The organism is Pseudomonas sp. B34(2017) (assembly GCF_002112915.1).
Lineage (GTDB): Bacteria > Pseudomonadota > Gammaproteobacteria > Pseudomonadales > Pseudomonadaceae > Aquipseudomonas > Aquipseudomonas pharyngis.
In genome coordinates this window covers 266215-288428 of the sequence record NZ_NEJA01000005.1, presented here as the reverse complement: position 1 = coordinate 288428, position 22214 = coordinate 266215, and the positions used below count along the sequence as shown (strand labels likewise).

The 22214-nt window shown below is 61.5% G+C and carries 16 protein-coding genes and 1 pseudogene; 6 read left to right on the top strand and 11 right to left on the bottom strand.

The annotated features are described in order from the left end of the window. Position 1: 1 nt before the first annotated feature. From CAF80_RS17845 to CAF80_RS17835, 3 genes are read right to left on the bottom strand one after another with little or no spacing between them, the layout of a single operon-like run. Positions 2 to 262 (bottom strand): phosphopantetheine-binding protein, encoded by a 261-nt coding sequence (locus tag CAF80_RS17845; protein WP_074689591.1) that lies wholly within the window; start codon positions 260 to 262, stop codon positions 2 to 4. After that, the gene (locus CAF80_RS17840; RefSeq protein ID WP_064592950.1) at positions 243 to 1052 is read right to left on the bottom strand and encodes a 1-acyl-sn-glycerol-3-phosphate acyltransferase; all 810 of its coding nucleotides are present in this window, start codon (positions 1050 to 1052) and stop codon (positions 243 to 245) included. The genes CAF80_RS17845 and CAF80_RS17840 overlap by 20 nt, the downstream gene beginning before the upstream one ends. After that, entirely contained in the window at positions 1028 to 1753 is a 726-nt protein-coding gene (locus tag CAF80_RS17835; protein WP_039766485.1) for a beta-ketoacyl synthase chain length factor, read from the bottom strand. Before CAF80_RS17835 ends, CAF80_RS17840 begins: the two co-directional genes overlap by 25 nt. Before the next feature lie 369 nt (positions 1754 to 2122). Between CAF80_RS17835 and CAF80_RS17830 the strand changes: the two genes are divergently transcribed. Next, on the top strand, positions 2123 to 2893 hold the full coding sequence (locus CAF80_RS17830) for a ParA family protein (RefSeq protein WP_007952339.1): 771 nt from the start codon (positions 2123 to 2125) through the stop codon (positions 2891 to 2893). A 7-nt stretch (positions 2894 to 2900) separates the two neighbouring features. Here CAF80_RS17830 and trxC read toward each other — a convergent pair whose 3' ends face one another. Then, positions 2901 to 3335, bottom strand: a complete 435-nt coding sequence (gene trxC, locus CAF80_RS17825) for a thioredoxin TrxC (protein ID WP_039766488.1) — start codon at positions 3333 to 3335, stop codon at positions 2901 to 2903. 195 nt (positions 3336 to 3530) lie between these two features. Between trxC and CAF80_RS17820 the strand changes: the two genes are divergently transcribed. Both CAF80_RS17820 and CAF80_RS17815 read left to right on the top strand, forming a co-directional pair. Further along, on the top strand, positions 3531 to 3827 hold the full coding sequence (locus CAF80_RS17820; RefSeq protein WP_074689592.1) for a type II toxin-antitoxin system HigB family toxin: 297 nt from the start codon (positions 3531 to 3533) through the stop codon (positions 3825 to 3827). After that, positions 3824 to 4225 (top strand): type II toxin-antitoxin system HigA family antitoxin, encoded by a 402-nt coding sequence (locus CAF80_RS17815; protein WP_039766491.1) that lies wholly within the window; start codon positions 3824 to 3826, stop codon positions 4223 to 4225. Before CAF80_RS17820 ends, CAF80_RS17815 begins: the two co-directional genes overlap by 4 nt. Positions 4226 to 4357: 132 nt before the next feature. Here CAF80_RS17815 and selO read toward each other — a convergent pair whose 3' ends face one another. From selO to CAF80_RS29245, 5 genes and pseudogenes are all read right to left on the bottom strand, one after another. Continuing rightward, a complete protein-coding gene (selO, locus tag CAF80_RS17810; RefSeq protein WP_074689593.1) occupies positions 4358 to 5821 on the bottom strand; it encodes a protein adenylyltransferase SelO in 1464 nt (487 codons plus the stop codon). 48 nt (positions 5822 to 5869) lie between these two features. Further along, on the bottom strand, positions 5870 to 9223 hold the full coding sequence (gene mscK, locus CAF80_RS17805; protein ID WP_039766495.1) for a mechanosensitive channel MscK: 3354 nt from the start codon (positions 9221 to 9223) through the stop codon (positions 5870 to 5872). A 34-nt stretch (positions 9224 to 9257) separates the two neighbouring features. Next, the gene (locus tag CAF80_RS17800; RefSeq protein WP_085667701.1) at positions 9258 to 11000 is read right to left on the bottom strand and encodes a potassium/proton antiporter; all 1743 of its coding nucleotides are present in this window, start codon (positions 10998 to 11000) and stop codon (positions 9258 to 9260) included. Between the two features lie 262 nt (positions 11001 to 11262). Then, positions 11263 to 12126, bottom strand: coding sequence for a methyl-accepting chemotaxis protein (locus CAF80_RS29250; protein WP_371857704.1), 864 nt, complete (start codon positions 12124 to 12126; stop codon positions 11263 to 11265). Further along, positions 12118 to 12873: pseudogene (locus tag CAF80_RS29245) on the bottom strand (MCP four helix bundle domain-containing protein); the annotation flags it as partial. The pseudogene CAF80_RS29245 and the gene CAF80_RS29250, both read right to left, overlap by 9 nt. Before the next feature lie 294 nt (positions 12874 to 13167). Between CAF80_RS29245 and CAF80_RS17785 the strand changes: the two are divergent. The 3 genes from CAF80_RS17785 (at position 13168) to CAF80_RS17775 (ending at position 15734) form a co-directional block, all read left to right on the top strand. After that, entirely contained in the window at positions 13168 to 13398 is a 231-nt protein-coding gene (locus CAF80_RS17785; protein WP_007952320.1) for a hypothetical protein, read from the top strand. After that, a complete protein-coding gene (locus CAF80_RS17780) occupies positions 13395 to 13697 on the top strand; it encodes a cell division protein ZapA (RefSeq protein ID WP_039766503.1) in 303 nt (100 codons plus the stop codon). The genes CAF80_RS17785 and CAF80_RS17780 overlap by 4 nt, the downstream gene beginning before the upstream one ends. Positions 13698 to 13796: 99 nt before the next feature. Further along, on the top strand, positions 13797 to 15734 hold the full coding sequence (locus CAF80_RS17775) for a methyl-accepting chemotaxis protein (protein WP_085667703.1): 1938 nt from the start codon (positions 13797 to 13799) through the stop codon (positions 15732 to 15734). Positions 15735 to 15878: 144 nt separating this feature from the next. Here CAF80_RS17775 and CAF80_RS17770 read toward each other — a convergent pair whose 3' ends face one another. Together CAF80_RS17770 and putA are read right to left on the bottom strand one after the other, a co-directional pair. After that, on the bottom strand, positions 15879 to 17681 hold the full coding sequence (locus CAF80_RS17770; RefSeq protein WP_074689596.1) for an acyl-CoA dehydrogenase: 1803 nt from the start codon (positions 17679 to 17681) through the stop codon (positions 15879 to 15881). A gap of 278 nt (positions 17682 to 17959) precedes the next feature. After that, positions 17960 to 21913 carry a trifunctional transcriptional regulator/proline dehydrogenase/L-glutamate gamma-semialdehyde dehydrogenase gene (gene putA, locus CAF80_RS17765; RefSeq protein ID WP_039766511.1) on the bottom strand — a complete coding sequence of 1318 codons (3954 nt, stop codon included), beginning with the start codon at positions 21911 to 21913 and terminating at the stop codon, positions 17960 to 17962. Between the last annotated feature and the right edge of the window lie 301 nt (positions 21914 to 22214).

Below are 22214 nucleotides of genomic sequence, written 5' to 3'. Positions count from 1 at the left end.
CTCAAGCTGCCTGTTTTGCCGTGACGAACGCCGCAAGGCTCGCCACGTTGGAGAAATGGTTACGGGTGTCCTTGGCGTCGGCGTCGATCTTGATGCCGTACTTTTTCTGGATCGCCAGGCCGAGCTCCAGGGCGTCGACGGAGTCCAGGCCCAAGCCTTCGCCGAACAGCGTCTGGTCGTCGCCGATGTCCTCTGGGCTGATGTCTTCGAGGCCCAAGGCGTCGATGATCAGCTCTTTTATGTCACGGTTTAGATCGCTCATCTTCGGCGAGCTCCTTGATAAAGAATTGGTGCAAATAGTCGTTGAGCTTGCGCGAAGCCTGGGGCGGGGGCCCCTGCGCGGCGAAAGTCTGTGGGTCTATATCGGCCCCGACGTGAAAACTGAAGTGCACGCGGCGACTGGGAATGCGATACCAGGGCTCGGCCTTGGTCAGGGTGGTCGGATTGACCTTGATTACCACCGGGGTGAGGATTTTCGCACCGCGCAGCGCGATGGCCGCCGCGCCCCGATGAAAGGCCGGCGCCTGACCCGGCTGGGTGCGGGTGCCTTCGGGAAAAATGATCAGGGTCTGCCCGCTCTGCAACGCGCCGGCGGCGGCGTCGAGCATGTCCATGCTGCCGTCGTTGCTGATGTATTCGGTGCTGCGCAGCGGGCCGCGGGTGAAGGGGTTTTCCCACAGGCTTTTCTTCACCACGCAGTTGGCCCCGCGCACCAGACCGATCAGGAACACTACGTCGATCAGTGAAGGGTGGTTGGCGATGATCATCTGCCCCGGGCGGCCGAGCCGTTCGGCGCCCTGGATGTCGTAGGTCAGCACGCCGGTACGGGCCATGAACCGGACGAAAAACCAGAACAGCCGACTGACGGTCTGGCGTGCGCGCTCGCGATGCGCAATGGCGTCGCCCGGCAGGCAACCGAGCAATGGAAATACCAGCAGGCGCAGGCACAGACCACCGAGCCCGAACAGGGCGAAGCTGGTGGCAGTGGCCAGCAGACGCCAGTAATAGGCGTCGCGGTTTTTTCCGATCACGGGTTGCGTTGCCAGGTCCATAGACGAGTCTTCCAGGCATGTTGGCAATGGGGTTGCTGACCGAGCAGGGTTCGCAGCAGATTCAGTGCGTGGGGCCACTGCGGTTTTGACCGTGCTTGCGGGGCGCTGTTCAGGGTCAGCCGCCAGTCGGTACCGGGGGTGAGCAACAGCCCGACCGCGTAGGGAAACGGTACGTCGTCGATCCACGTCGAATAGGCTTCGGGCGGTTGTTCCTCGGTGATCACCAGCAGCACGGCGGGGGCCCCTTCGTTCAACAACGTCGCCGCTTCGAGCATGCCGTGTTCGAGGCCGTCGCCGGCCGCGGCGAGTGCGGTCATTTCGCTGGTTTCGCCGCGCATGATCGACCACAGGCCGATGATTGCGTTGTGCACCGACAGGCTGAACTGGGTCGGCGACAGCGGCTGTTCGTTGGCCAGATCACTGAGAATTTCAAAGGTGCGCGGGGTTTCGCCGTGCCGGGAGACGAACACCAGCGGCAGATTTTCCCGACCGTCGGCCAGCGGCCAGCCGACACTGAACGCCATCCGCGCCAGACGGCTGAGACGACGGCGCTGCATGGCCGGCAGAAACGAAACATCGGGTGCGGCATCACTGCCTTCGAGCACGACCGGCTGTCGGCTCCAGGCTTGCCAGGCTTCCACACTGTCGAGCCCGGGAGCCCAGGCGCGCCATTGGGCGATGTTGAAGTTGATCACGGACATTTATCCCGCCCCTGCGGGCTGAGTTGACGCGGTTTCGCCAACGTCGCCGCTGAGCTGATTTAGCCTGAAATGGCATGGCGCGTGGCGCCGGGTGGCGCGCATTATCCCGGTGCGACGAGTGTGTAGCAAATGCTGGTTACGTTTTGAACGACGAAATGAACCGAATGGTACGCGGCAAGAGCTGTCACTTGGCCATTATCCAGATTGTCGGGTGTCTGTCTGTCAGGCGAATCCGCAATCAAAGAGTGTCTTTGCGCCGTATTCATTGGGAGATTTGCGCCTGACTTTGTAGTCCGCGTCCATCGAGGTAGCGAACCGGCACCGGGCACCACTACACTCGGTCATTCTTTGATACACGGAGGTTTTGTCATGCGGCGCGTGGTGTTCAATCAGAAAGGTGGCGTGGGCAAATCCAGCATTGCCTGCAATCTGGCGGCAGTGAGCGCCAGCGAGGGTTATCGCACGCTGTTGGTCGACCTCGATGCCCAGGCCAATTCCACTCAGTATCTGACCGGGCTCACGGGAGATGACATTCCGATGGGCATTGCCGACTTCTTCAAGCAGACCCTGTCTTCCGGGCCGTTCTCGAAAAAGAATCAGGCGGATATCTACGAAACGCCGTTCGACAACCTGCACATCATCACCGCCACCGCCGAACTGGCCGACCTGCAGCCCAAGCTCGAGGCCAAACACAAGATCAACAAGCTGCGAAAGCTGCTCGACGAGTTGTCGGAGGATTACGACCGGATCTATCTGGATACGCCGCCGGCGCTGAATTTCTATGCGGTCTCGGCACTGATTGCCGCCGATCGGGTACTGATTCCCTTTGACTGCGACAGCTTCTCGCGTCAGGCCCTCTACGGTCTGATCGCCGAGATCGACGAGTTGAAGGAAGACCACAACGAAGGCCTGGAAGTCGAAGGCATTGTGGTCAACCAGTTCCAGGCCCGGGCCAGCCTGCCGCAGCAAATCCTCGACGAACTGATCGCCGAGGGCCTGCCGGTACTGCCGGTCTACCTCGCCAGTTCAGTGCGCATGCGCGAATCGCATCAGGCCAACACGCCGCTGATCCACCTCGACCCACGGCACAAGCTGACGCAGCAGTTCGTCGAACTGCATAACCTGCTCGAAGACGCCTGAAACCTTGTCAGATGCCCTGGCTGCGCAGCCAGGCCATCAACTGCGGCAACGGGAAGGCCCCACTCTGACGGGCGACTTCCCGGCCGTTGCGGAACAGAATCAGGCTCGGAATCGAACGAATCCCCAACTGCGCCGACAACTGCTGATTGGCCTCGCTGTCCAGCTTGGCCAGCCGGCACTTGCCCGCCAACTGCGCAGCCGCCTGCTCGAACACCGGCGCAAACGACTTGCACGGCCCGCACCAGTCCGCCCAAACGTCCACCAGCAACGGCAGATCGCCCTTGATCTGACTGGCGTAATCGCCTTGCTTGAGTTCGAACGGCTTGTCCAACAGCACCTCGGACTTGCAGCGCCCGCACTTCGGGTGGTCGTTGAGGCGCTCGGCGGGGATGCGGTTGAGGCCGTTGCAGGAGGGGCAGGGGATGAGGAGTGGGTCGGTCATGATCGGGATCCAGTGGAAAGCTGATATCTCCTAGTTGGAGACGTTTGCTCATATTTTCAATCGTGCAGTGTTTGGCTGTGAGCCTAGGCTGAGATGGACCGGTCGAGACCCGTTGGTCTGCTCGGTGATATCGCAACTTGCGATAATTTTGATCTGTGATTAACTCCCCATAGCAGAATGCGATAAGGATGTTGCATGCATGTCATCACTGGAAAACGAATACGAGAAGCGAAGGCCAAATGGCCCAGCGCAGCTACAGCACTGGACCACTGGTTTGAAGTGGCGAAAGGAAGCAAATCGCCAGATTTTGCGGCGCTGAAGGCCTTGTTTCCAGCTGTCGACAAAGTGGGTGACTTTCATGTTTTCGATATTGGCGGTAACAAGCTCAGGTTGATCGCCTATGTCAGATATCGACCTCAAAAGTTGTACATCAGACATGTGTTGGATCATCGCGAATATGACCGCGGTAAATGGAAGGAGGCTAAGGCATGAGTGTTCTGATCAAAAAAGCCGCTGAGCACTGGGAGTTCGTTTCGCCTTTGCTGCGCAAGCCGAAAAGCGAAGACGACTACGACAGGCTCGTTCAAGCCCTTGACGAGCTGCTCGAAATGACGGGCGATGATGAGTCTCATCCTTTAATGAGTCTGGTGGATATCATCGGTGACTGGATTGAAGAATGGGATCGCGTGCATCACCCGACGCCTAAACCGCCCGGTTTTGAAGTACTGGGGTATTTGATGCGTGAGCATGGTTTGACCCAGAGCGATTTGCCGGGTGTGGGCACTCAGTCTGTTGTTTCGGAAATCCTCAGTGGAAAGCGCCAGTTGAATCTGCGGCAGGTCCGCTGGCTGGCCGAGCACTTCAAGCTACCTGTGGACGTGTTTATCTGAAAGGAAACCAGTGTGTTCAGAGTCGTGGCATTTGCACTCTGAGCATGTCGCGCGGCTTTTTCAGGCGGCGCTGTCATCTAGCAGGTTGCCTGACGGGAGGGTGCACGGCTCCAAGACAGGAGACCGTGCGCTTCATGAGGAACAACTGATCTCCAAATGCTTGCCCCACTCCGGCGGCCGTTGCGCGTAACTCTCCATTCCAGACTGTTCCTCGAATGGATTGCTCAACACCGCATGCAATCTGCGCACTTCTGAATAGTCACCCTGCTCGGCAGCATCGATTGCCTTCTGCGCCAGGTAATTGCGCAGGATGTACAGCGGATTCACCGCATGCATTCGCGCACGGCGCTGTTCCTGATCGGCCGCGCCATCGCGTGCGACGCGGGCGACATAGCGCTCGCCCCAGGCATCGAAACCCTTGATATCGACGAAGTCATCGCGCAGGCGGGCGACGGCCTGTTCGGCTGACTCTTCGCCCAGGCGGCGGAAGAACAGCGTGTAATCGACGCCGCTGTTCTGCATCAGTTGCAGCAGTTGTTCCAACAGTTGCTGGTCGTCGTCCTCGGCGGTGGTGAAGCCGAAGCGGCGGCGCATCAGGTCGAGGTAATGGGCCTGGAACAGTGGCAGGTACAGGCCGAGGGTTTCGCGCAGGGCTTCAACGCTGATGAACGGCGTCAGGGCCTGGGCCAGGGCGCTGAGGTTCCATTGGCCGACCGGCACCTGATTGCTGAAGGAGTAGCGGCCCTGATCGTCGGAGTGGTTGCAGATGAAGTTCGCGTCGAAATCGTCGAGGAAGGCGAACGGGCCGAAGTCGAAGGTGATGCCGAGTATCGACATGTTGTCGGTGTTCATCACCCCGTGGCAGAAACCGTAGGCCTGCCACTTGGCGATCAGTTCGGCGTTGCGCTCGACGATTTCGCGGAACATCGCCAGATAAGGTTCCGGCTGTTCCAGACACTCGGGGTAGTGCATCGCCAACACGTGTTCGCCGAGTTGCTTCTGCTGTTCGGGGCGCTTGGTGTAATAGAAGTATTCGAAGTGGCCGAAACGGATGTGGCTCGGCGCCAGGCGCAGCACCATCGCGGCGCGCTCCTGTTTCTCACGCCAGACTGGAGTGTCGGAGCCGATCACGCAGGCGGCGCGTGACGAAGGAATGTTCAGCGCATGCAGCGCTTCGGAGGCGAGAAACTCGCGGATCGACGAACGCAGCACCGCGCGACCGTCGCCCATGCGCGAGAACGGTGTCTGCCCGGCGCCCTTCAGATGCAAGTCCCAGTGCTCGCCGGCTGCGTTGTAGACCTCGCCCAGCAACAGTCCGCGCCCATCGCCCAGTTGCGGGGTGTAGCCGCCGAACTGATGTCCGGAATAGACCATCGCCCGTGGCTCGGCATCGGCCCACAGCTTGTGGCCGCCGAACAGTTCGGCAAATTCCTGTGTGTCGGCCACCGCCGGGTCGAGATCCAGCAGCGCCAGGGCCGCAGGGCTGGCCACCACCAGCCGAGGATTGTCGATCGGTTCGGGCAGCACATGGGCCGAGAACGCATCGCCCAGGCGGGCGAAGCGGTTGTCGAAGGTCAGTTCGTCGAGGGCTTTCAAGGGCCGGCTCCAGCAGAATGTCCGAGCATTCTGCTGGGATTAGCCGGGTTAGTCGAGTTTGGCCGGCGGCGGTTCCTGCAACGGTTTCTGGTCGTCGCTGACCGGCACGATGGTTTTGGTTTCCGGCTCGATCGGCACCATCTTGTATTCCTGGCCGTGTAGGTTCTTCAGGTAAACCTCCATCTGGCGGAACGAGATGTTGATGTGCTGCTTCTTGAACTCGCGGTTGATGAAGCGGTTGACCTCGTCGAGTACCGGGTTGCGGTCGCCGAGATCACGCACATGCATGCGCAGTTCGTGGTCCAGGGTGCTTTCGCCGAAGTTGAGGAAGTACACGTGCGGCTCGGGTTCCTTGAGCACGCGCGGGTTTTCACGGGCGGCCTTGAGCAGCAGTTCCTTGACCAGATCCAGATCCGAACCGTAATCGACGCCCAGTTTCAGGGTCACCCGGGTGATGGTGTCGGTCAGCGACCAGTTGATCAGTTGCCCGGTGATGAACGTCTTGTTCGGGACAATGATGTCCTTGCGGTCGAAGTCGGTGATGGTCGTGGCGCGGATGCGGATCTTGCTCACCGTACCCGAGAGGTTGCCGATGGTGATGGTGTCGCCGATCCGCACCGGGCGTTCGAACAGAATCATGATGCCTGAGATGAAGTTCGCGAAGATCTCCTGCATGCCGAAACCGAGGCCCACCGACAGCGCGGCCACCAGCCATTGCAACTTGTCCCAGCTGACGCCGAGGGTCGACAGGGTCGAGACGAAACCGACCCCGGCGATCACGTACGACAGCAGCGTGGTCGTCGCGTAGGCACTGCCCTGGGCCAGATTGAGTTTCGACAGCACGAACACTTCAAGCAGGCCCGGCAAGTTGCGGGCGAGGGCAAAGGTGATGCCGATGATGATCAGCGCGCCGAGCATGTCGCCGATGCTGATCGGCACCATGCTCATGTTGGCGCCGGTGCCGCTGGTGTATTCGTAGAGGGTGATGTTGTCGAGGTACGAGAATACGGTGATCAGGTCGGCCCAGACCCAGTACAGCGCGGCGATGAAACCGCCGAGCAGTGCGAGGCGGATCAGGCGCAGGGACTGTTCGTTGACCTTTTCGATGTCCAGGGTCGGTTCTTCGATCACCGCTTCGCCGTCGCCGGCTTCCTTGGCTGCCTGACGTTTGGCCAGGGCGCGCTGGTAAGCCAGACGACGTGCCGCGACCGCAAGGCCACGGACGAAGGTGGCTTCGATCACCAGCCAGAACATCAGCAGGTACAACGTGTTGATCAGGCGGTCGCTGAGCTTCAGCGCGGTGTAGTAGTAGCCGAAGCACACGGCGACGAACAGCGCGATGGGCAGCAGGGTGAACATCACGCCCACGGCCTTGCGGAACAGCGAGGCGTTTTCGTGGGTCGGGCTGCTGATCAGCAAGCGGCTGAGCAGCCACGCCATCAGCGCATAGCAGGTCAGCACCACCGGCATGCCCAGCACATCGTCGGCCAGTGCCGCCGGTTGCAGTTCGGCAACCGCCACCACCGCCACCAACGCCATGACCACCAGTCCGAGGCGACGCACCCAGCCTTGCAGGAATTCGACCTGCGGCTTCTCCCAGCGGAAGTGCAATTCGGCCACGCCACCCGGCGCGAGGATCCGATAGGCGGTGTAGAACACCAGCCACGCCTGGGCCATTTGCAGCAGCGCCGCGCCCATGTTCGCGTTCTGCCCGCGGGCGTCGATCTGCAACGCCAGCCCGCACAGGGCCAGGCCCAGCGCCACCGGCATCGCCAGCAGAATATTGATCAGGATCGCCTGCGGCGTGTGCCACTGGCTGTCACGCTTGAAGTGGCCGATGTCCTGGTGAACCTTGTTCAGGCGCGAATAGAGTTGCTTGCGCCGCCACAGCAGCGCGCCGATCAGCAGCGCCAGCGGCAGGAACAACAGCGGTCGCTGGGTCAGGCCGTCGGTCAGTTCGCTGAGGCTTGAGGCCAGCGGCAAGGTGTCGATCTGACGCTTCAGGCGCTCCGGCACGCCGCGCATCCATTCGGTGTCCAGCGGCTTGTTGCTCGGAATCCAGAACATCTGCTCGTCGAGGGTCGCGCGCAGGCTTTGCGCGGTGCTCAGCAGTTGCTTCTGGTTCAGTTGCAGGGTGATCGACTCGTTGAGCATCGCGCTCAGTTCGCGACTCAGTCGTTCCAGCAGATCAACGCGAGTGTTGGCCAGCTCCAGCAGACTCTTGCGAAGTTGTGGCGTGACTTGCTCCGGCGGCTGGGTGGACAGCAGGTTGTCGACGTAAGTCGCCGGATTGCTCAGCTGTTCGCGCTGTTGGTTGATTTCGAACTGGTACAGGCGAATGTCGGCGATCTGGTCCGCCAGATCGCGGTCGACCTTGAGGCGCGGCAGCGCTTGCTTCTGCTTATAGAGAATCTTCGACAGCAGCAGGCTGCCCTTGAGCACGTTGATCTGCTCGTCGAGGGCCGAGTCGCTCTGGGTCACGCTGTCCAGTTGCTGCTTGGTCTGCAGGTTCTGCTGGGTCAGTTCGTTGAGACGGTCGGTGCTTTTGAGCAGGTAGTCGGAGAGCTTGAGGTTGGCCGCGCTTTCCGTGGCGAGCAGGGCGCTGCTGCCGGACTTTTGGGCCTCGATCGACTGCTGCGTCACGGTTTCCTGCGACAGGGTCAAGCGCTTCTGGTTGATCAGGGTTTGCAGTTCCTGGATCTCGCGGTCCAGACGGTCGGATTTTTCCGAAAGCAGGTCATGCTGACTGTTGCCCAGATCCTGCAACTGGTTGTTGCCGGCCAGTTCCTGACGGCGCAGCGGGATCAGCGCATTGAGCGCCGCCAGTTCGGCGTTGAGCAGGTCGCGCTGCTCAGCGCTGACGGTCTTGCCGGCGTCCTTGCCGGTCTTGAGGATGTTGTTGATCTGCTGGATGCGCGTCTGGCTGCTGGAAATCTCGGCCTGGGCGCGCTCGGGACGCGTCTGGGCGGTGATGATCAGGCTGTTGGCGTCGGCCAGGGCTTTTTGCAGATCGCTTTGCTGGGTCGAGCGCTCGGTGAGCATCTGCTCCAGCTGCTGGATGTTTTCCTTGGGGAAGCGCTGCGCCACCGGCACCACGGCGCTGGCCTTGAGGCGGGTCAGTTCGCGCGAATTCTCGATGGTCTGCTTCGGCGCAGTGGCCAACTGCTGCTTGAGGTCGATCAGCTTCTGCTCGTAGTCACGCCGGTTGTTGAGCTGGTTCAGCGTGTTTTGCAGGACCGTCTGCAGGGCCTTCTTGTCGGCCTCGGGCAGTTTGCTGTCGGTGAGCTTGTCCAGGCTGGCCTGCACGGCGTCGCTGGACGGCGGTTCGGCGGCTTGCAGCGGGCCGACGGAAAGACTCAGGCCCAGCAGGGCCGCGAGGAAAAAGGAGCGCAGGGTAGGCATAGAGACCGGTCAAGCAAGTGAGAGTGGACGCAGTTTAGAGGAAGAGTCCGGGGCCCGGGCGACTTCCTTCGGGGAATCTGACGCCCACTTTGGCGATCTTGTTCCCGTCCATGACCGCAACCGTCCAGTGGGTGTTGTTCCATTCCACCTGGTCGCCAACGATTGGCGCACCGCCGACTTTCTGGGCAATGAAGTGGCCCAGGGTCATGTCCGGATCGATGCCTTCGGCGGGCAGGCCGTACAGGGCGGCAACCGCTTTGAGCTGGGCGTCTCCTTCGAGTACGAAGTCGCCGAAGAAGCGCAGATCGAGGCCGCGTTGCGGCGCCTGGCTGAACAGTTTTCCGAGGGCCGGAAGGTTGTGTTCATGGCCGATAACACACAGCAAATCATCGACTTCCAGCACCGTACTACCCGACGGATGGAGCAGTTGCTGGCCGCGAAACAGCGCGGCGATACGGGTGCCTTCGGGCATTTTCAGTTCGCGCAGGGGCGAACCGATGCACCATTTTTCCGCGCCGAGCTTGTAGACGAACAGCTCCCACTCGCTGGTGACGTGGACTTCGAGGGCCGCGCGGGAGATCGGCGCCGGCTCCGGCGGCACCGTCACCTTGAGCAGCTTGGCCACCCACGGCAGGCTCGTGCCCTGCACCAGCAGCGACACCAACACGATAAAGAAGGCGAGGTTGAAGTACAGCTGCGCATTCGGCAGCCCGGCCATCAGCGGGAACACCGCCAGAATGATCGGTACCGCGCCACGCAGGCCGACCCAGGAAATGAAGGCTTTCTCGCGGCCGTGGAAGGCCTTGAATGGCAGCAGGCCGACCAGCACCGACAGTGGCCGAGCGAACAAAATCATCCACAGCGCCAGACCCAGCGCCGGCAGGGCGATCGGCAGCAGATCATGCGGCGTGACCAGCAGCCCCAGCACCAGGAACATGCCGATCTGCGCCAGCCACGCCATGCCGTCGAGCATGTGCAGGATGCCGTGACGACTGCGCACCGGCCGGTTGCCGATCACCAGACCGCACAGGTACACGGCGAGGAAGCCGCTGCCGTGCAGGGCGTTGGTCAGGGCGAACACCACCAGACCGCCGGCGATCACCAGAATCGGATACAGGCCGGCGGCGAGATTGATCCGGTTGACCAGTTGCAGCATCAGCCAGCCACCGCCCAGACCGATCACACCGCCAATGCCGAACTCGCGGATCAGGTGGGTCAACAGGCTCCAGTGCAGGCCGGTCTGGCCGCTGGCGAGCATGTCGATCAGGGTCACGGTGAGGAACACCGCCATCGGGTCGTTGCTGCCGGATTCGATTTCCAGGCTGGCGGTCACCCGTTCGTTCAGGCCCTTGCCACCGAGCAGCGAGAACACCGCCGCGGCGTCCGTGGAACCGACGATGGCGCCGATCAGCAGGCCTTGAATCAGATTGAGGTCGAACAGCCAGGCGGCGGCCATGCCGGTGAGGCCGGTGGTGATAAGAACTCCGACCGTCGCCAGCGACAAGGCCGGCCACAGGGCCACGCGGAAACTGGACACCCGGGTTCGCAAGCCGCCGTCGAGCAGGATCACCGCCAGCGCGAGGTTGCCGACCAGATAGGCCGTCGGGTAGTTATCGAAAATGATGCCGCCGCCATCGACCCCGGCAGTCATGCCGACCGCGAGGATGATCACCAGAATCGGGATGCCGAGACGGGAAGACAGGGAGCTGACAAGAATACTTGCGCCTACCAGCAACGCGCCGATCAAGAACAGGCTGTTGATGGTCGTCGCATTCAAAGGCAGTACTCCAGAAGCGGAAAGACGGGCACAAACTGACCATGCAGTCTGCGTGCCAGCGATTCTAACCTGTTGAAATGTGATGCTGTCAAAAAGCTTTTGCACCAGAGGAGGCGATCGTTCCCACGCTCCGCGTGGGAATGCCTCAATGGACGCTCTGCGTCCGCTTTTGGGACGCGGAGCGTCCCGGGCTGCATTCCCACGCGGAGCGTGGGAACGATCAACCTCTCGATGTGAGAATGATCAAAAGGGGGCTTCTATCTCAGAGGCTAAACCGCCCAACCATATTGTTCAGATCCAGCGCCAATCGCGACAGCTCATTACTCGCCGCACTGGTCTGATTCGCGCCGGTCGCCGATTGCACCGACAGATCGCGGATGTTCACCAGATTGCGATCCACTTCCCGCGCCACTTGCGCCTGCTCTTCAGCGGCGCTGGCGATCACCAGGTTGCGCTCGTTGATTTCAACGATGGCCGTGTTGATGGTGTCCAGCGACAGACCGGCGCCACGGGCGATGTTCAGGGTCGACTCTGCACGCTCGGTGCTGTTGCGCATCGAATCCACGGCGTGTTCGGTGCCGCTCTGGATGCTGCCGATCATGCGCTCGATTTCGCTGGTCGATTGCTGAGTGCGGTGCGCCAGTGCACGGACTTCGTCAGCCACCACGGCAAAACCACGACCGGCTTCACCGGCACGGGCGGCTTCGATGGCGGCGTTGAGCGCGAGCAGGTTGGTCTGGTCAGCCAGGCCACGGATCACGTCCAGCACCTTGCCGATGTCGCGGGATTCGTTGGCCAGATCGCCGATCAGGGTCGCAGTGCTCTGCACGTCGGCGCTCATGCGTTCGATGGCGCTGACGGTTTCCTGCACCAGGTCGCGGCCGTCTCCGGCGGAGGTGGTGGCGTTCTTCGAGGCTTCCGAGGTGCTGACCGCGTTGCGCGCGACTTCTTCCACGGCGCTGGTCATCTCGTTGACCGCGGTGGCAGCCTGTTCGATTTCGTTGTTCTGCTGGGTCAGCCCACGGGCGCTTTCGTCGGTGACGCTGTTCAGCTCTTCGGCGGCGGAGGCCAGTTGGGTGGCCGAGCCGGAAATCCGCTGTAGGGTGTCGCGCAGCTTCGACTGCATCTTGGCCATGGCCGCCAGCAGGCGTCCGGCTTCGTCGGTGCCGTCAACGTGGATTGGCTGGGTCAGGTTGCCTTCGGCGATGGTTTCCGCTGCATCCAGCGCTTTGGCGATCGGCTTGGTGATGCTGCTGGTCAAAAGCCAGGCGAACAGCAAGGTCAGGCCGGTGGCGATCACCAGCAGGGTCACCACCAGATTGAACGACATCGAATACTGATCAGTGGCGCCCTGATTGGTCTCGGCGATCTGTTGGGTGTTGATCTCCAGCAAACGTGCGAGGGCGGTATTCACCGCTTCGGAGTTGGCGAGCAAATCGGTGTTGAGCATCTGCCGCAATTCGTCGACCTGATTGTTGCGCGACAGAGTCTTCATCCGGTCTTCGAGTTGACGGTACTGCGCCAGCAACTGCACGTACTGATCGTAAGCCGCGCGTTCTTGCGGGCCATCGATCAGCGGCTCGTAGGCGCGTTGCGCGTCGGCGATCTGCCGGTTGCGCAAATCGAACAGTTCGATGGTTTTTTGCTGGACGTCTGGCTCTCGGTTGATCAGCAACCGATACGACAGCACGCGCAGGCGCAGGGTCAACTGGGTGAATTCGTCGAGGGCCTTGATCGAAGGCACGCTGGCGGTGGCGATGTCTTCGCCTGCTGCGCGGATCTTGCTCATCTGATTCAGGGCGAACACGCCGAGAATCAGCATCAGGCCGCCGATCAGGGCGAAACCGGTGAACGCCCGGGGGGCGATGTTCATATTGCGAAGGGACATGGAGGCGGATACCAGGGAAGGGCCGCATCCGTGCGGGCTGAGACTGCTGTTGGGTGACTTATCGGTCATACGACTAAAGTCTTGAGGCGGTGTGCGTATTTGTCGCACGGGGCGTCGGGCGACGAAGTGCAGGAACCAGATCGGCAGATCACAGTCTCTAACACTCGCAAGAACGGTCGGCCGCCAGGAAAATCAAGGCCTTGCGCCGGTTTAACCCTGGCGTCAACGATGACTTTTCTTTATCGTACGCGCCCTTTGAAAAAGCCCTGGAAGATCAAAATGTTGGAAGCATCCCTCAGCCAATTGGAACAGCTCGTCAGCGACCTGGTGCAACAGAACCAGACCCTGTCGGAAACCAACCAGACCCTGTCCACGGAACTGGCCCAGGCCAAGGATGAAAACGAAAGCCTGCAACTGAGCCTGATGGAACAGGAAGAAAAGCACGGCGCTACCGCCGCGCGCATCCAGGCCCTGGTTGATCGCGTCAACGCAGGTCCTGTCAGCGCATGAACCATGGCACAGCAGGGGTAAAAGTCATCTCCATCATGGGGGAGGACTATTCGATCAAGGCACCGGCCGGGGAAGAACAGACCCTGCTGGACGCTGCGTTGATGCTCAAGGCCGCACTGGCCGACACCAAGAAGAAATACCCGACCCTGATCGGCGACCGCCTGCTGGTGCTGGCGGCGATGAATCTGTGCTCGCAGCAGATTGAAATGAAGAAGCAGCACCAGCAGGAACTCGAGCGTTACCAAGAGCAAGTCAGCGCCACGGTCGAGACCATCGCCAAGACCATCAATCAGGGTTGATGGGTTGCGCACAACCAAAGAATAAGATTGTCGATTGCGCTGTATACAATCGGCACGGCTGTTGCAGTGTTTCAGCCTCTTATTCTTTGGGGGTGCTCCATGCAGTTCTGGCGTCGCAGTATTCAATGGCAGCTGATCCTCGGTATGGGCACCGCCCTGCTGGTCAGCATTCTGATCGTGGTTGGCATTTATACCCTGGTGGTCAACCGCCTCGCCCAGAGCTATCTGGTCGAACAGGCGCTGCCGTCGAGCATCGAAGCGACGCGCAACGACATCGAACGAATCCTCGTTCAACCCCTCACCGCTGCTAAAGACATCGCCAGTAACACCATGGTCCGCGACTGGCTGGCCAACGGTGAAGACTCCGGCAAAACGGCAGGCTTTGCGCAGTATCTGGAAGGCATCCGCGCCGAACACAAGGCGTTCACTGCGCTGATCATCGGTACTGAATCCAATCACTACATCACCGAAAAAGGCCTGGATCGCACCCTCAGTCGATCCAAGCCGGCCGATGCGTGGTTTTACTCTTTCCTCGACAGCAATCAGCCGCGAACCCTGAACATCGACAACGACGGGGCCACCGGAGAGCTGGCGCTGTTCATCGATTTGAAGGTGGAGCAGGCCGGCAAAGTGGTCGGCGTCGCGGGACTCGGGTTGAGCATGAAAGAGCTGTCGGAGCTGATCCACAACTTCAGCTTCGGGGAGCGAGGCAAGGTCTATCTCGTGCGTTCCGACGGCTTGATCCAGGTCCATCCCGAGGCGCAGTTCAGCGGCAAGCGCACCTTGAGCGAGCAGATCGGCACCTCGGCAGCACAAGCAGTCATGGGCCATAAAGCGGCGAGCAACAGCAGCTTCCAGCGCGACGGCGAAGATTTCCTCGCCTTCAGCCTGCCTTTGCGCGACCTCGGCTGGACCCTGGTGGCCGAAGTGCCACAGTCGCAGATCTACGCCGAAGCCCGCCGGGCGATGTGGATGAGCAGCGGCATCGGTCTGGCGGTGGCGCTGGTTTGCCTGGCGCTGGTGATCTGGCTGGCTCAGGGATTGGTGCGACCGATTCGTCAGGTAACAGCGGCGCTGGTAGCAATCGGTAGCGGTGGTGGAGATTTGACCCATCGGTTAGATTCCAGCCGCGCCGATGAACTGGGCGACCTTGCGCGGGGCTTCAACCGTTTCCTCGACAGCCAGCGCGGGATGATCGGCGAAGTGCTGACCACCAGTGAACGCCTGCGTGTCGCGGTCGGCCAGGTGGCCAGGGTTGTGGATAACACCGCCGAACGCTCCGGTCGCCAGCAGGAAATGACCGACATGGTCGCCACTGCCGTCCACGAAATGGGCCTGACCGTGCAGGAGATCGCCCAGAACGCCGGCAACGCCGCGCTCGCCTCGCAAACCGCCCGCGACGAAGCGATGCAGGCGCGAGAGGTGGTCGGCGGCTCGATTCGCCATATCGAAAGCATGTCCGATGAAATTGGCGTCGCGGCCGGCGCGGTGGGTGAGTTGGCGCATCAGGTGGCGTCGATCGATCAGGTGCTGGCGGTGATTCGCGGGGTGTCCGAGCAGACCAACCTGCTGGCGTTGAACGCTGCCATCGAGGCTGCTCGAGCTGGCGATATGGGGCGTGGTTTTGCAGTGGTGGCCGACGAGGTGCGGACATTGGCGCGCCGGACTCAGGCGTCTACCGACGAGATTCAGCAGATGATCGGCAGCCTCAAGCAGGGGGCGGAGAATGCGGTGTCGTCGATGCGCACCGGGCAGGCCGCGACGGGCACCGGAGTCGAATCGAGCCAGCGTACCGGGGCGTCTTTGACTGCGATTACCGGGCAGGTCGAGCGCATCAGCGACATGAACCATCAGGTGGCGACGGCGACTGAGGAACAGTCGGCGGTGACCGAGGAGATCAACCGCAACGTGCAGGGCATTTCCGATCTGGCCCGGGCGACGGCGGGGGAGGTCCGCGCCTGTCGTGAGGATTGTCAGATGTTGCAGCGGCTGGCGGATGATCTGGCGCGGCAGATGGGTGGGTTCAAGTTGAGCTGACTGATCGTTCCCTGTCGAGGCACCGATCGTTCCCATGCTCCGCGTGGGAATGCCTCCTGTGACGCTCTGCGTCACGATCTCAAAGGGACGCGGAGCGTCCCGGGCTGCATTCCCACGCAGAGCGTGGGAACGATCATTAAGAGGTCAGAACCACGCATCCTGCATTGCCAGACACGTATCATCCCGCGCCTCCAGCAACGCCAGTTCATGCTGGCACCCCGGCACTTCCCACGTCAGGAAATAACGCGCCGCCTGCAACTTGCCCTTATAGAAGTCGGCATCCGCCGCATTCCCTTTGGCCAACCCTTCCTCGGCGCGAATCGCCTGCTCCAGCCAGCGCCAGCCAATCACTGCATGCCCGAACACCTTCAGGTACAGCGCCGAATTCGCCAGACTGCTGTTGACCTTGCCCTGTGCCAGATCGGTCAGCAGGCCGATGGTCACCGTCTGTAGGCGCGCCACCAGTTTCTCCAGTGGCTCACGCAGTGCGGTCAACGATTCGTACGCCACCGCGCGCTCGGCGGTGTCGGCGATCAGGCGGATCAGTTGCTTGAGTCCGGCGCCGCCGTTCTGCGCCAGTTTGCGTCCCAGCAAGTCCAGCGACTGAATGCCGTGGGTGCCTTCGTGGATCGGGTTCAGGCGGTTGTCGCGGTAGTACTGCTCCACCGGGTACTCGCGGGTGTAACCGTGGCCGCCGAGAATCTGGATCGCCAGTTCGTTGGCCTTGAGGCAGAACTCCGATGGCCAGGATTTGACGATCGGGGTCAGCAAATCCAGCAGTTCATGGGCCTGTTTGCGCTCGGTCTCGGTTTCCAGCGTGGTGGTGTCATCGAACAATCGCGCCGCATACAGGCCTAGATCGAACGCACCTTCGACGTAGGATTTCTGCGTCAGCAGCATGCGTCTGACATCGGCGTGCTGAATGATCGCCACCGGCGCCGTCGTCGGATCCTTGCTGTCAGGCACACGGCCTTGTGGCCGTTCGCGAGCGTATTCCAGCGAGTACAGATAACCGGCATAACCAAGCATCACCGCGCCCATGCCGACGCCAATCCGCGCCTCGTTCATCATCTGGAACATGTAGCTCAAACCGTGATGCGGCTTGCCCACCAGATAGCCGACGCACTCGCCGTTATCGCCGAAGTTCAGCGCCGTTGACGTGGTGCCGCGCCAGCCCATCTTGTGGAACAGCCCGGCCAGCAACACGTCATTACGTTTGCCCAGACTGCCGTCATCGTTGACCAGAAACTTGGGCACGATAAACAGCGAAATCCCCTTCACCCCGGCCGGCGCGTCCGGCAGCTTGGCCAGCACCATGTGCACGATGTTTTCCGAGAGCGGGTGATCGCCGCCGGAAATGAAGATCTTGTTGCCCTTGAGGCGATAAGTGCCGTCGGACGCAGGCTCGGCGCGGGTACGAATATCCGACAGCGACGAGCCGGCGTGGGGCTCGGTCAGGGCCATGGTGCCGAAGAAGCGGCCGTCGATCATCGGTTGCAGGAAGCGCTGTTTCTGCTCTTCGGTGCCGAAGCTTTCGATCAGGTTGGCCGCGCCCATGGTCAGGAACGGATAGGAAGTCGACGCCGCGTTGGCCGACTGGAAGTGGGCGAAGCAGGCCTGGGACAACAGTGTAGGAAGTTGCATGCCGCCAGCGTCGAAACTGCGCGCCGCGTTGAGGAATCCAGCCTCGAGGAAGGCATCCACCGCCGGTTTCACCTCGGGAATCAGAATCGCCTGACCGTTCTCGTAGCGCGGTTCGTTCTCGTCGCCCTTGCGGTTATGCGGCGCGAAGTACTTCTCGGCAATGTTGCGCGCTGTACCGATGGCGGCATCGAAGGTTTCGCGGTTGTGCTCGGCAAACCGCTCGCGCCGGGTCAGGCCCTCGGCATCGAGGACTTCGTACAGCTCGAAAGCCAGATTGCGGGAACTGAGCAGCGTCTCGGACATGGCGGCCTACCTTTTTTTGGAATGGGCCGAGTCTAGGCGTGCGAATAAAGCCTGAACAGGAAGATTGATAACGGTGATGGAGAGGCCAAAAAAATGGGCGCCGGTGAGGGCGCCCATTTCTATGTTCCTGTGCTGATCGTTCCCACGCTCTGCGTGGGAATGCCTCAAGGGACGCTCCGCGTTCCAGCCGCGCTGCCAACTTCAAGTCTGACACCGATGGGACGCGGAGCGTCCCGGGCTGCATTCCCACGCGGAGCGTGGGAACGATCTCGCGAGAGTCAGCCGATGGTCATCAGGCTGGCGTTACCGCCTGCTGCCGCGGTGTTGACGCTCAACGCGCGCTCGATCACCAGACGCTCCAGCGCAATGTTGGTCTCGCCCTGGGACAGACCCTGAACCCCAACGATGGCTCCGGCACGCTTGGCGATCTGCTGGCAGACTGCGCGCAACTGGTCGGAGTGGCCGTGATGCAGAACCGCATCGAACACCACGTCGTCCTTGTTCCAGTCGGAAACCAGTTTGATCCGCGCCTGAATTTCCTTCGGCAGGCGTGCGAACAATGCCTTGCTGGTGTCGGATTCCGGCCAGACCGCCGAACCGCCCACCGCCAGTACCGCCGCGAGTTGGGTCAGCAGATCACCTTCGATGTCCGCCAGGCACAGCACGTGCTCGCGCGGCAGGATCGCGTAGCTGTTCTTCTCGCCGGTCGGGCCGGCCAGTACGCGGGTGATACCGCTTTGCGACTGCGCCGCGTACTGCACGCACAGGGTGCTCAGGTCGGCGAACTTATTGCTGTCGGCCCAGGCTTTCAGGGCGGTCAGCGGTTTGCTCATCGCATCGCGCAGACGAACGTCCGGCGCCACGGCAGCGTCACCGCGAGCGAAGGACTGTTCGATGGCATCCGTAGGACGCGTCGACAACAGACGGTACAGGTACAGCGGGCCACCGGCTTTCGGGCCAGTACCCGACAGGCCTTCGCCACCGAACGGTTGGACGCCGACCACGGCACCGACGATGTTGCGGTTGACGTAGACGTTACCGGCGTTGACGTTGTCGATCACCTTGGCGATGGTCTCGTCGATGCGGGTGTGCACGCCGAGGGTCAGGCCGTAACCGGAGGCGTTGATCTGGGCGATCAACTGGTCGATCTCTTTACGCTTGTAGCGCACCACGTGCAGCACCGGGCCGAAGATCTCGCGTTGCAGCTCGTCGAAGCTTTCCAGCTCGATCAGGGTCGGCATGACGAAGGTGCCGCGTTTGACTTCCTCCGTGTCGGCGATGGCCACCTGGTACACGTTGCGACCTTTGTCGCGCATGCCCTGGATGTGCTTCTCGATACCGGCCTTGGCTTCGGCGTCGATCACCGGACCGATGTCCACGGACAGGCGCTCCGGGTTGCCGAGACGGCTTTCAGCCATCGCACCCTTGAGCATTTCGATGACGCGATCAGCGGAATCTTCCTGCAGGCACAGGACGCGCAGGGCCGAGCAACGCTGACCGGCGCTGTCGAAGGCCGACGACACCACGTCGATCACCACCTGTTCGGTCAGTGCCGAAGAGTCGACGATCATCGCGTTCTGGCCGCCAGTTTCGGCGATCAGCGGAATTGGACGGCCCTGGTTGTCGAGGCGGCCGGCGATGTTGCGTTGCAGCAGGCGGGCGACTTCGGTGGAGCCGGTGAACATCACGCCTTTGACGCGCTCATCGCCCACCAGACCGGCGCCGACGGTTTCACCGCGACCCGGCAGCAGTTGCAGCACGCCTTCCGGAATCCCGGCTTCGAGCAGCAGGCGCACGGCTTGTGCGGCGACCAGCGGAGTCTGCTCGGCCGGTTTGGCCAGCACCGGGTTACCGGCGGCCAGTGCGGCGGCAACCTGACCGCTGAAGATCGCCAGCGGGAAGTTCCACGGGCTGATGCACACCACCGGGCCCAGTGGGCGGTGGGCGTCGTTGCTGAAATCGTTGCGTGCCTGCACCGCGTAATAACGCAGGAAGTCGACCGCTTCGCGGACTTCGGCGATGGCGTTGGCGAAGGTCTTGCCGGCTTCGCGGGCCAGCAGGCCCATCAGCGGCTGGATCTCGCCTTCCATCAAGTCAGCGGCACGTTCCAGAATCGCGGCACGTTCGGCGGGCGGGGTGGCCTGCCAGATCGGCGCGGCGTTGAGGGCGCATTGAATGGCGTTGTCGACGTCTTCGACCGTGGCTTCCTGCACGTGGCCGACCACGTCACGCAGATCGGACGGGTTCAGCACCGGTGCCGGCGCTTCGTTGCTGGAGGCGCAACCGAGCATCGGCGCGGCTTTCCAGTTGTTGTGCGCAGTCGCCAGCAGGGCGCAGGACAGTGAGGCCAGACGATGTTCGTTGGCCATGTCGATGCCGGCGGAGTTGGCGCGCTCGGAACCATACAGGTCACGCGGCAGCGGAATGCGCGGGTGCGGCAGGCCGAAACCACCTTCCACGGTTGCCATCTGCTCGATCTGCGCAACTGGATCGGCGACCAGTTCCTGAATCGAAATCGACTGGTCGGCGATGCGGTTGACGAACGAGGTGTTGGCGCCGTTTTCCAGCAGACGACGTACGAGGTACGCCAGCAGGGTTTCGTGGGTGCCGACCGGAGCGTACACACGGCACGGACGGTTCAGCTTGCCTTCGGAAACTTTGCCTACAACCTGCTCGTACAACGGTTCGCCCATGCCGTGCAGGCATTGGAATTCGTACTGGCCCGGGTAATAGTTCTGACCGGCAATGTGATAAATCGCCGACAGGGTGTGGGCGTTGTGCGTGGCGAACTGCGGGTAGATGACTTCCGGCACCGACAGCAGTTTGCGGGCGCAGGCGATGTAGGAAACGTCGGTGTACACCTTGCGGGTGTAGACCGGATAGCCTTCCAGGCCTTCGACCTGGGCACGCTTGATTTCGCTGTCCCAGTACGCGCCTTTCACCAGACGGATCATCAGGCGATGACGGCTGCGGCGAGCCAGGTCGATCACGTAGTCGATCACGTACGGGCAACGCTTCTGGTAGGCCTGGATCACGAAACCGATGCCGTTCCAGCCGGTCAGTTGCGGCTCGAAGCACAGGCGCTCGAGCAGATCCAGCGACAGCTCCAGGCGGTCAGCTTCTTCGGCGTCGATGTTCAGGCCGATGTCGTATTGCTTGGCCAGCAGGGTCAGCGACAGCAGGCGCGGGTACAGCTCGTCCATCACGCGCTCGTACTGGGCACGGCTATAACGCGGGTGCAGGGCCGACAGTTTGATCGAAATGCCCGGGCCTTCATAAATCCCACGGCCGTGGGACGCTTTGCCGATCGAGTGAATGGCTTGTTCGTACGAGGCCAGGTACTTCTGGGCGTCGTGTTCGGTCAGCGCCGCTTCACCAAGCATGTCGTAGGAATAACGGAAGCCCTTGGCTTCGAACTTGCTCGCATTGGCCAGGGCCTCGGCGATGGTTTCGCCGGTGACGAACTGCTCGCCCATCAGGCGCATGGCCATGTCGACGCCCTTGCGGATCATCGGCTCGCCGCTCTTGCCGATGATGCGGCTCAGGGAAGAAGTCAGGCCGGCTTCGTTGTGGGTGGAGACCAGTTTGCCTGTCAGCAGCAGGCCCCAGGTTGCGGCGTTGACGAACAACGACGGGCTGTTGCCCAAGTGCGGCTGCCAGTTGCCGGTGCTGATCTTGTCGCGGATCAGCGCATCGCGAGTGCCTTTGTCCGGGATCCGCAGCAGTGCTTCGGCCAGGCACATCAGCGCCACGCCTTCCTGGGACGACAGGGAAAATTCCTGCAACAGGCCCTGAACAATGCCTGCACGACCGCCGGCACTCTTCTGGTTACGCAGTTTTTCCGCGATGGTTGCGGCGAGTTTGTTGGTAGCTTCGGCCATCGGCGCCGGCAGGCGCGCCTGCTCGATCAGCATCGGCACCACTTCCGGCTCGGGGCGACGGTAAGCGGCGGTGATCGAGGCGCGCAGCACCGATTGCGGCAGGATGCTTTCAGCAAATTCGAGGAAGCATTGGTGCGCGTGATCGGTGTGGACTTCACCTGCGTCGTCGGTGTCCTTGGCGGACAAACCGTTCAGCTCGGTCAGGGTTGCACCACCCTCGAGTTTTTCCAGGTAATTGAAAATTGCCTGCTTGATCAGCCAGTGCGGTGTGCGATCAATCGAGGTTGCGGCGGCCTTCAGGCGCTCGCGGGTCGGGTCGTCAAGTTTGACCCCAAGGGTGGTGGTAGCCATATTTTTATCCTCATAGGTGCCGCAGTTGCGCGACAACAGCTGGCGGCAAGATTAGCCGCGAGCCGAAACAGGTGCAACCGGGTGCAACCCTTTTTTGTCGGAATATTCTGCAGCTCGTCAGGAAATAATTTCTGGTACGAAAGTGCTGCTCTTGCTTGGTGCTTTTGCTTATAGAAAAGCGTTGTCACTGCGTTAAAAGGGAGCAAAAAGCCACTTCCGTAGGATAAATCCGACTGGGTGCAACTAATTCTCAAGAAACTGGTTGCACCTGTTTTGCTTTGTTGCATAGGATTCGCGCCCA

What these genes read in the sequence shown, in the direction of transcription:
- putA (WP_039766511.1), bottom strand. Translation starts at nt 21,913, where the DNA reads ATGGCTACCACCACCCTTGGGGTCAAACTTGACGACCCGACCCGCGAG.
- CAF80_RS17845 (WP_074689591.1), bottom strand. Translation starts at nt 262, where the DNA reads ATGAGCGATCTAAACCGTGACATAAAAGAGCTGATCATCGACGCCTTG.
- CAF80_RS29250 (WP_371857704.1), bottom strand. Translation starts at nt 12,126, where the DNA reads ATGCAGTCGAAGCTGCGCGACACCCTACAGCGGATTTCCGGCTCGGCC.
- CAF80_RS17815 (WP_039766491.1), top strand. Translation starts at nt 3,824, where the DNA reads ATGAGTGTTCTGATCAAAAAAGCCGCTGAGCACTGGGAGTTCGTTTCG.
- trxC (WP_039766488.1), bottom strand. Translation starts at nt 3,335, where the DNA reads ATGACCGACCCACTCCTCATCCCCTGCCCCTCCTGCAACGGCCTCAAC.
- CAF80_RS17820 (WP_074689592.1), top strand. Translation starts at nt 3,531, where the DNA reads ATGCATGTCATCACTGGAAAACGAATACGAGAAGCGAAGGCCAAATGG.
- CAF80_RS17840 (WP_064592950.1), bottom strand. Translation starts at nt 1,052, where the DNA reads ATGGACCTGGCAACGCAACCCGTGATCGGAAAAAACCGCGACGCCTAT.
- CAF80_RS17780 (WP_039766503.1), top strand. Translation starts at nt 13,395, where the DNA reads ATGAACCATGGCACAGCAGGGGTAAAAGTCATCTCCATCATGGGGGAG.
- CAF80_RS17785 (WP_007952320.1), top strand. Translation starts at nt 13,168, where the DNA reads ATGTTGGAAGCATCCCTCAGCCAATTGGAACAGCTCGTCAGCGACCTG.
- CAF80_RS17830 (WP_007952339.1), top strand. Translation starts at nt 2,123, where the DNA reads ATGCGGCGCGTGGTGTTCAATCAGAAAGGTGGCGTGGGCAAATCCAGC.
- mscK (WP_039766495.1), bottom strand. Translation starts at nt 9,223, where the DNA reads ATGCCTACCCTGCGCTCCTTTTTCCTCGCGGCCCTGCTGGGCCTGAGT.
- CAF80_RS17775 (WP_085667703.1), top strand. Translation starts at nt 13,797, where the DNA reads ATGCAGTTCTGGCGTCGCAGTATTCAATGGCAGCTGATCCTCGGTATG.
- CAF80_RS17770 (WP_074689596.1), bottom strand. Translation starts at nt 17,681, where the DNA reads ATGTCCGAGACGCTGCTCAGTTCCCGCAATCTGGCTTTCGAGCTGTAC.
- CAF80_RS17835 (WP_039766485.1), bottom strand. Translation starts at nt 1,753, where the DNA reads ATGTCCGTGATCAACTTCAACATCGCCCAATGGCGCGCCTGGGCTCCC.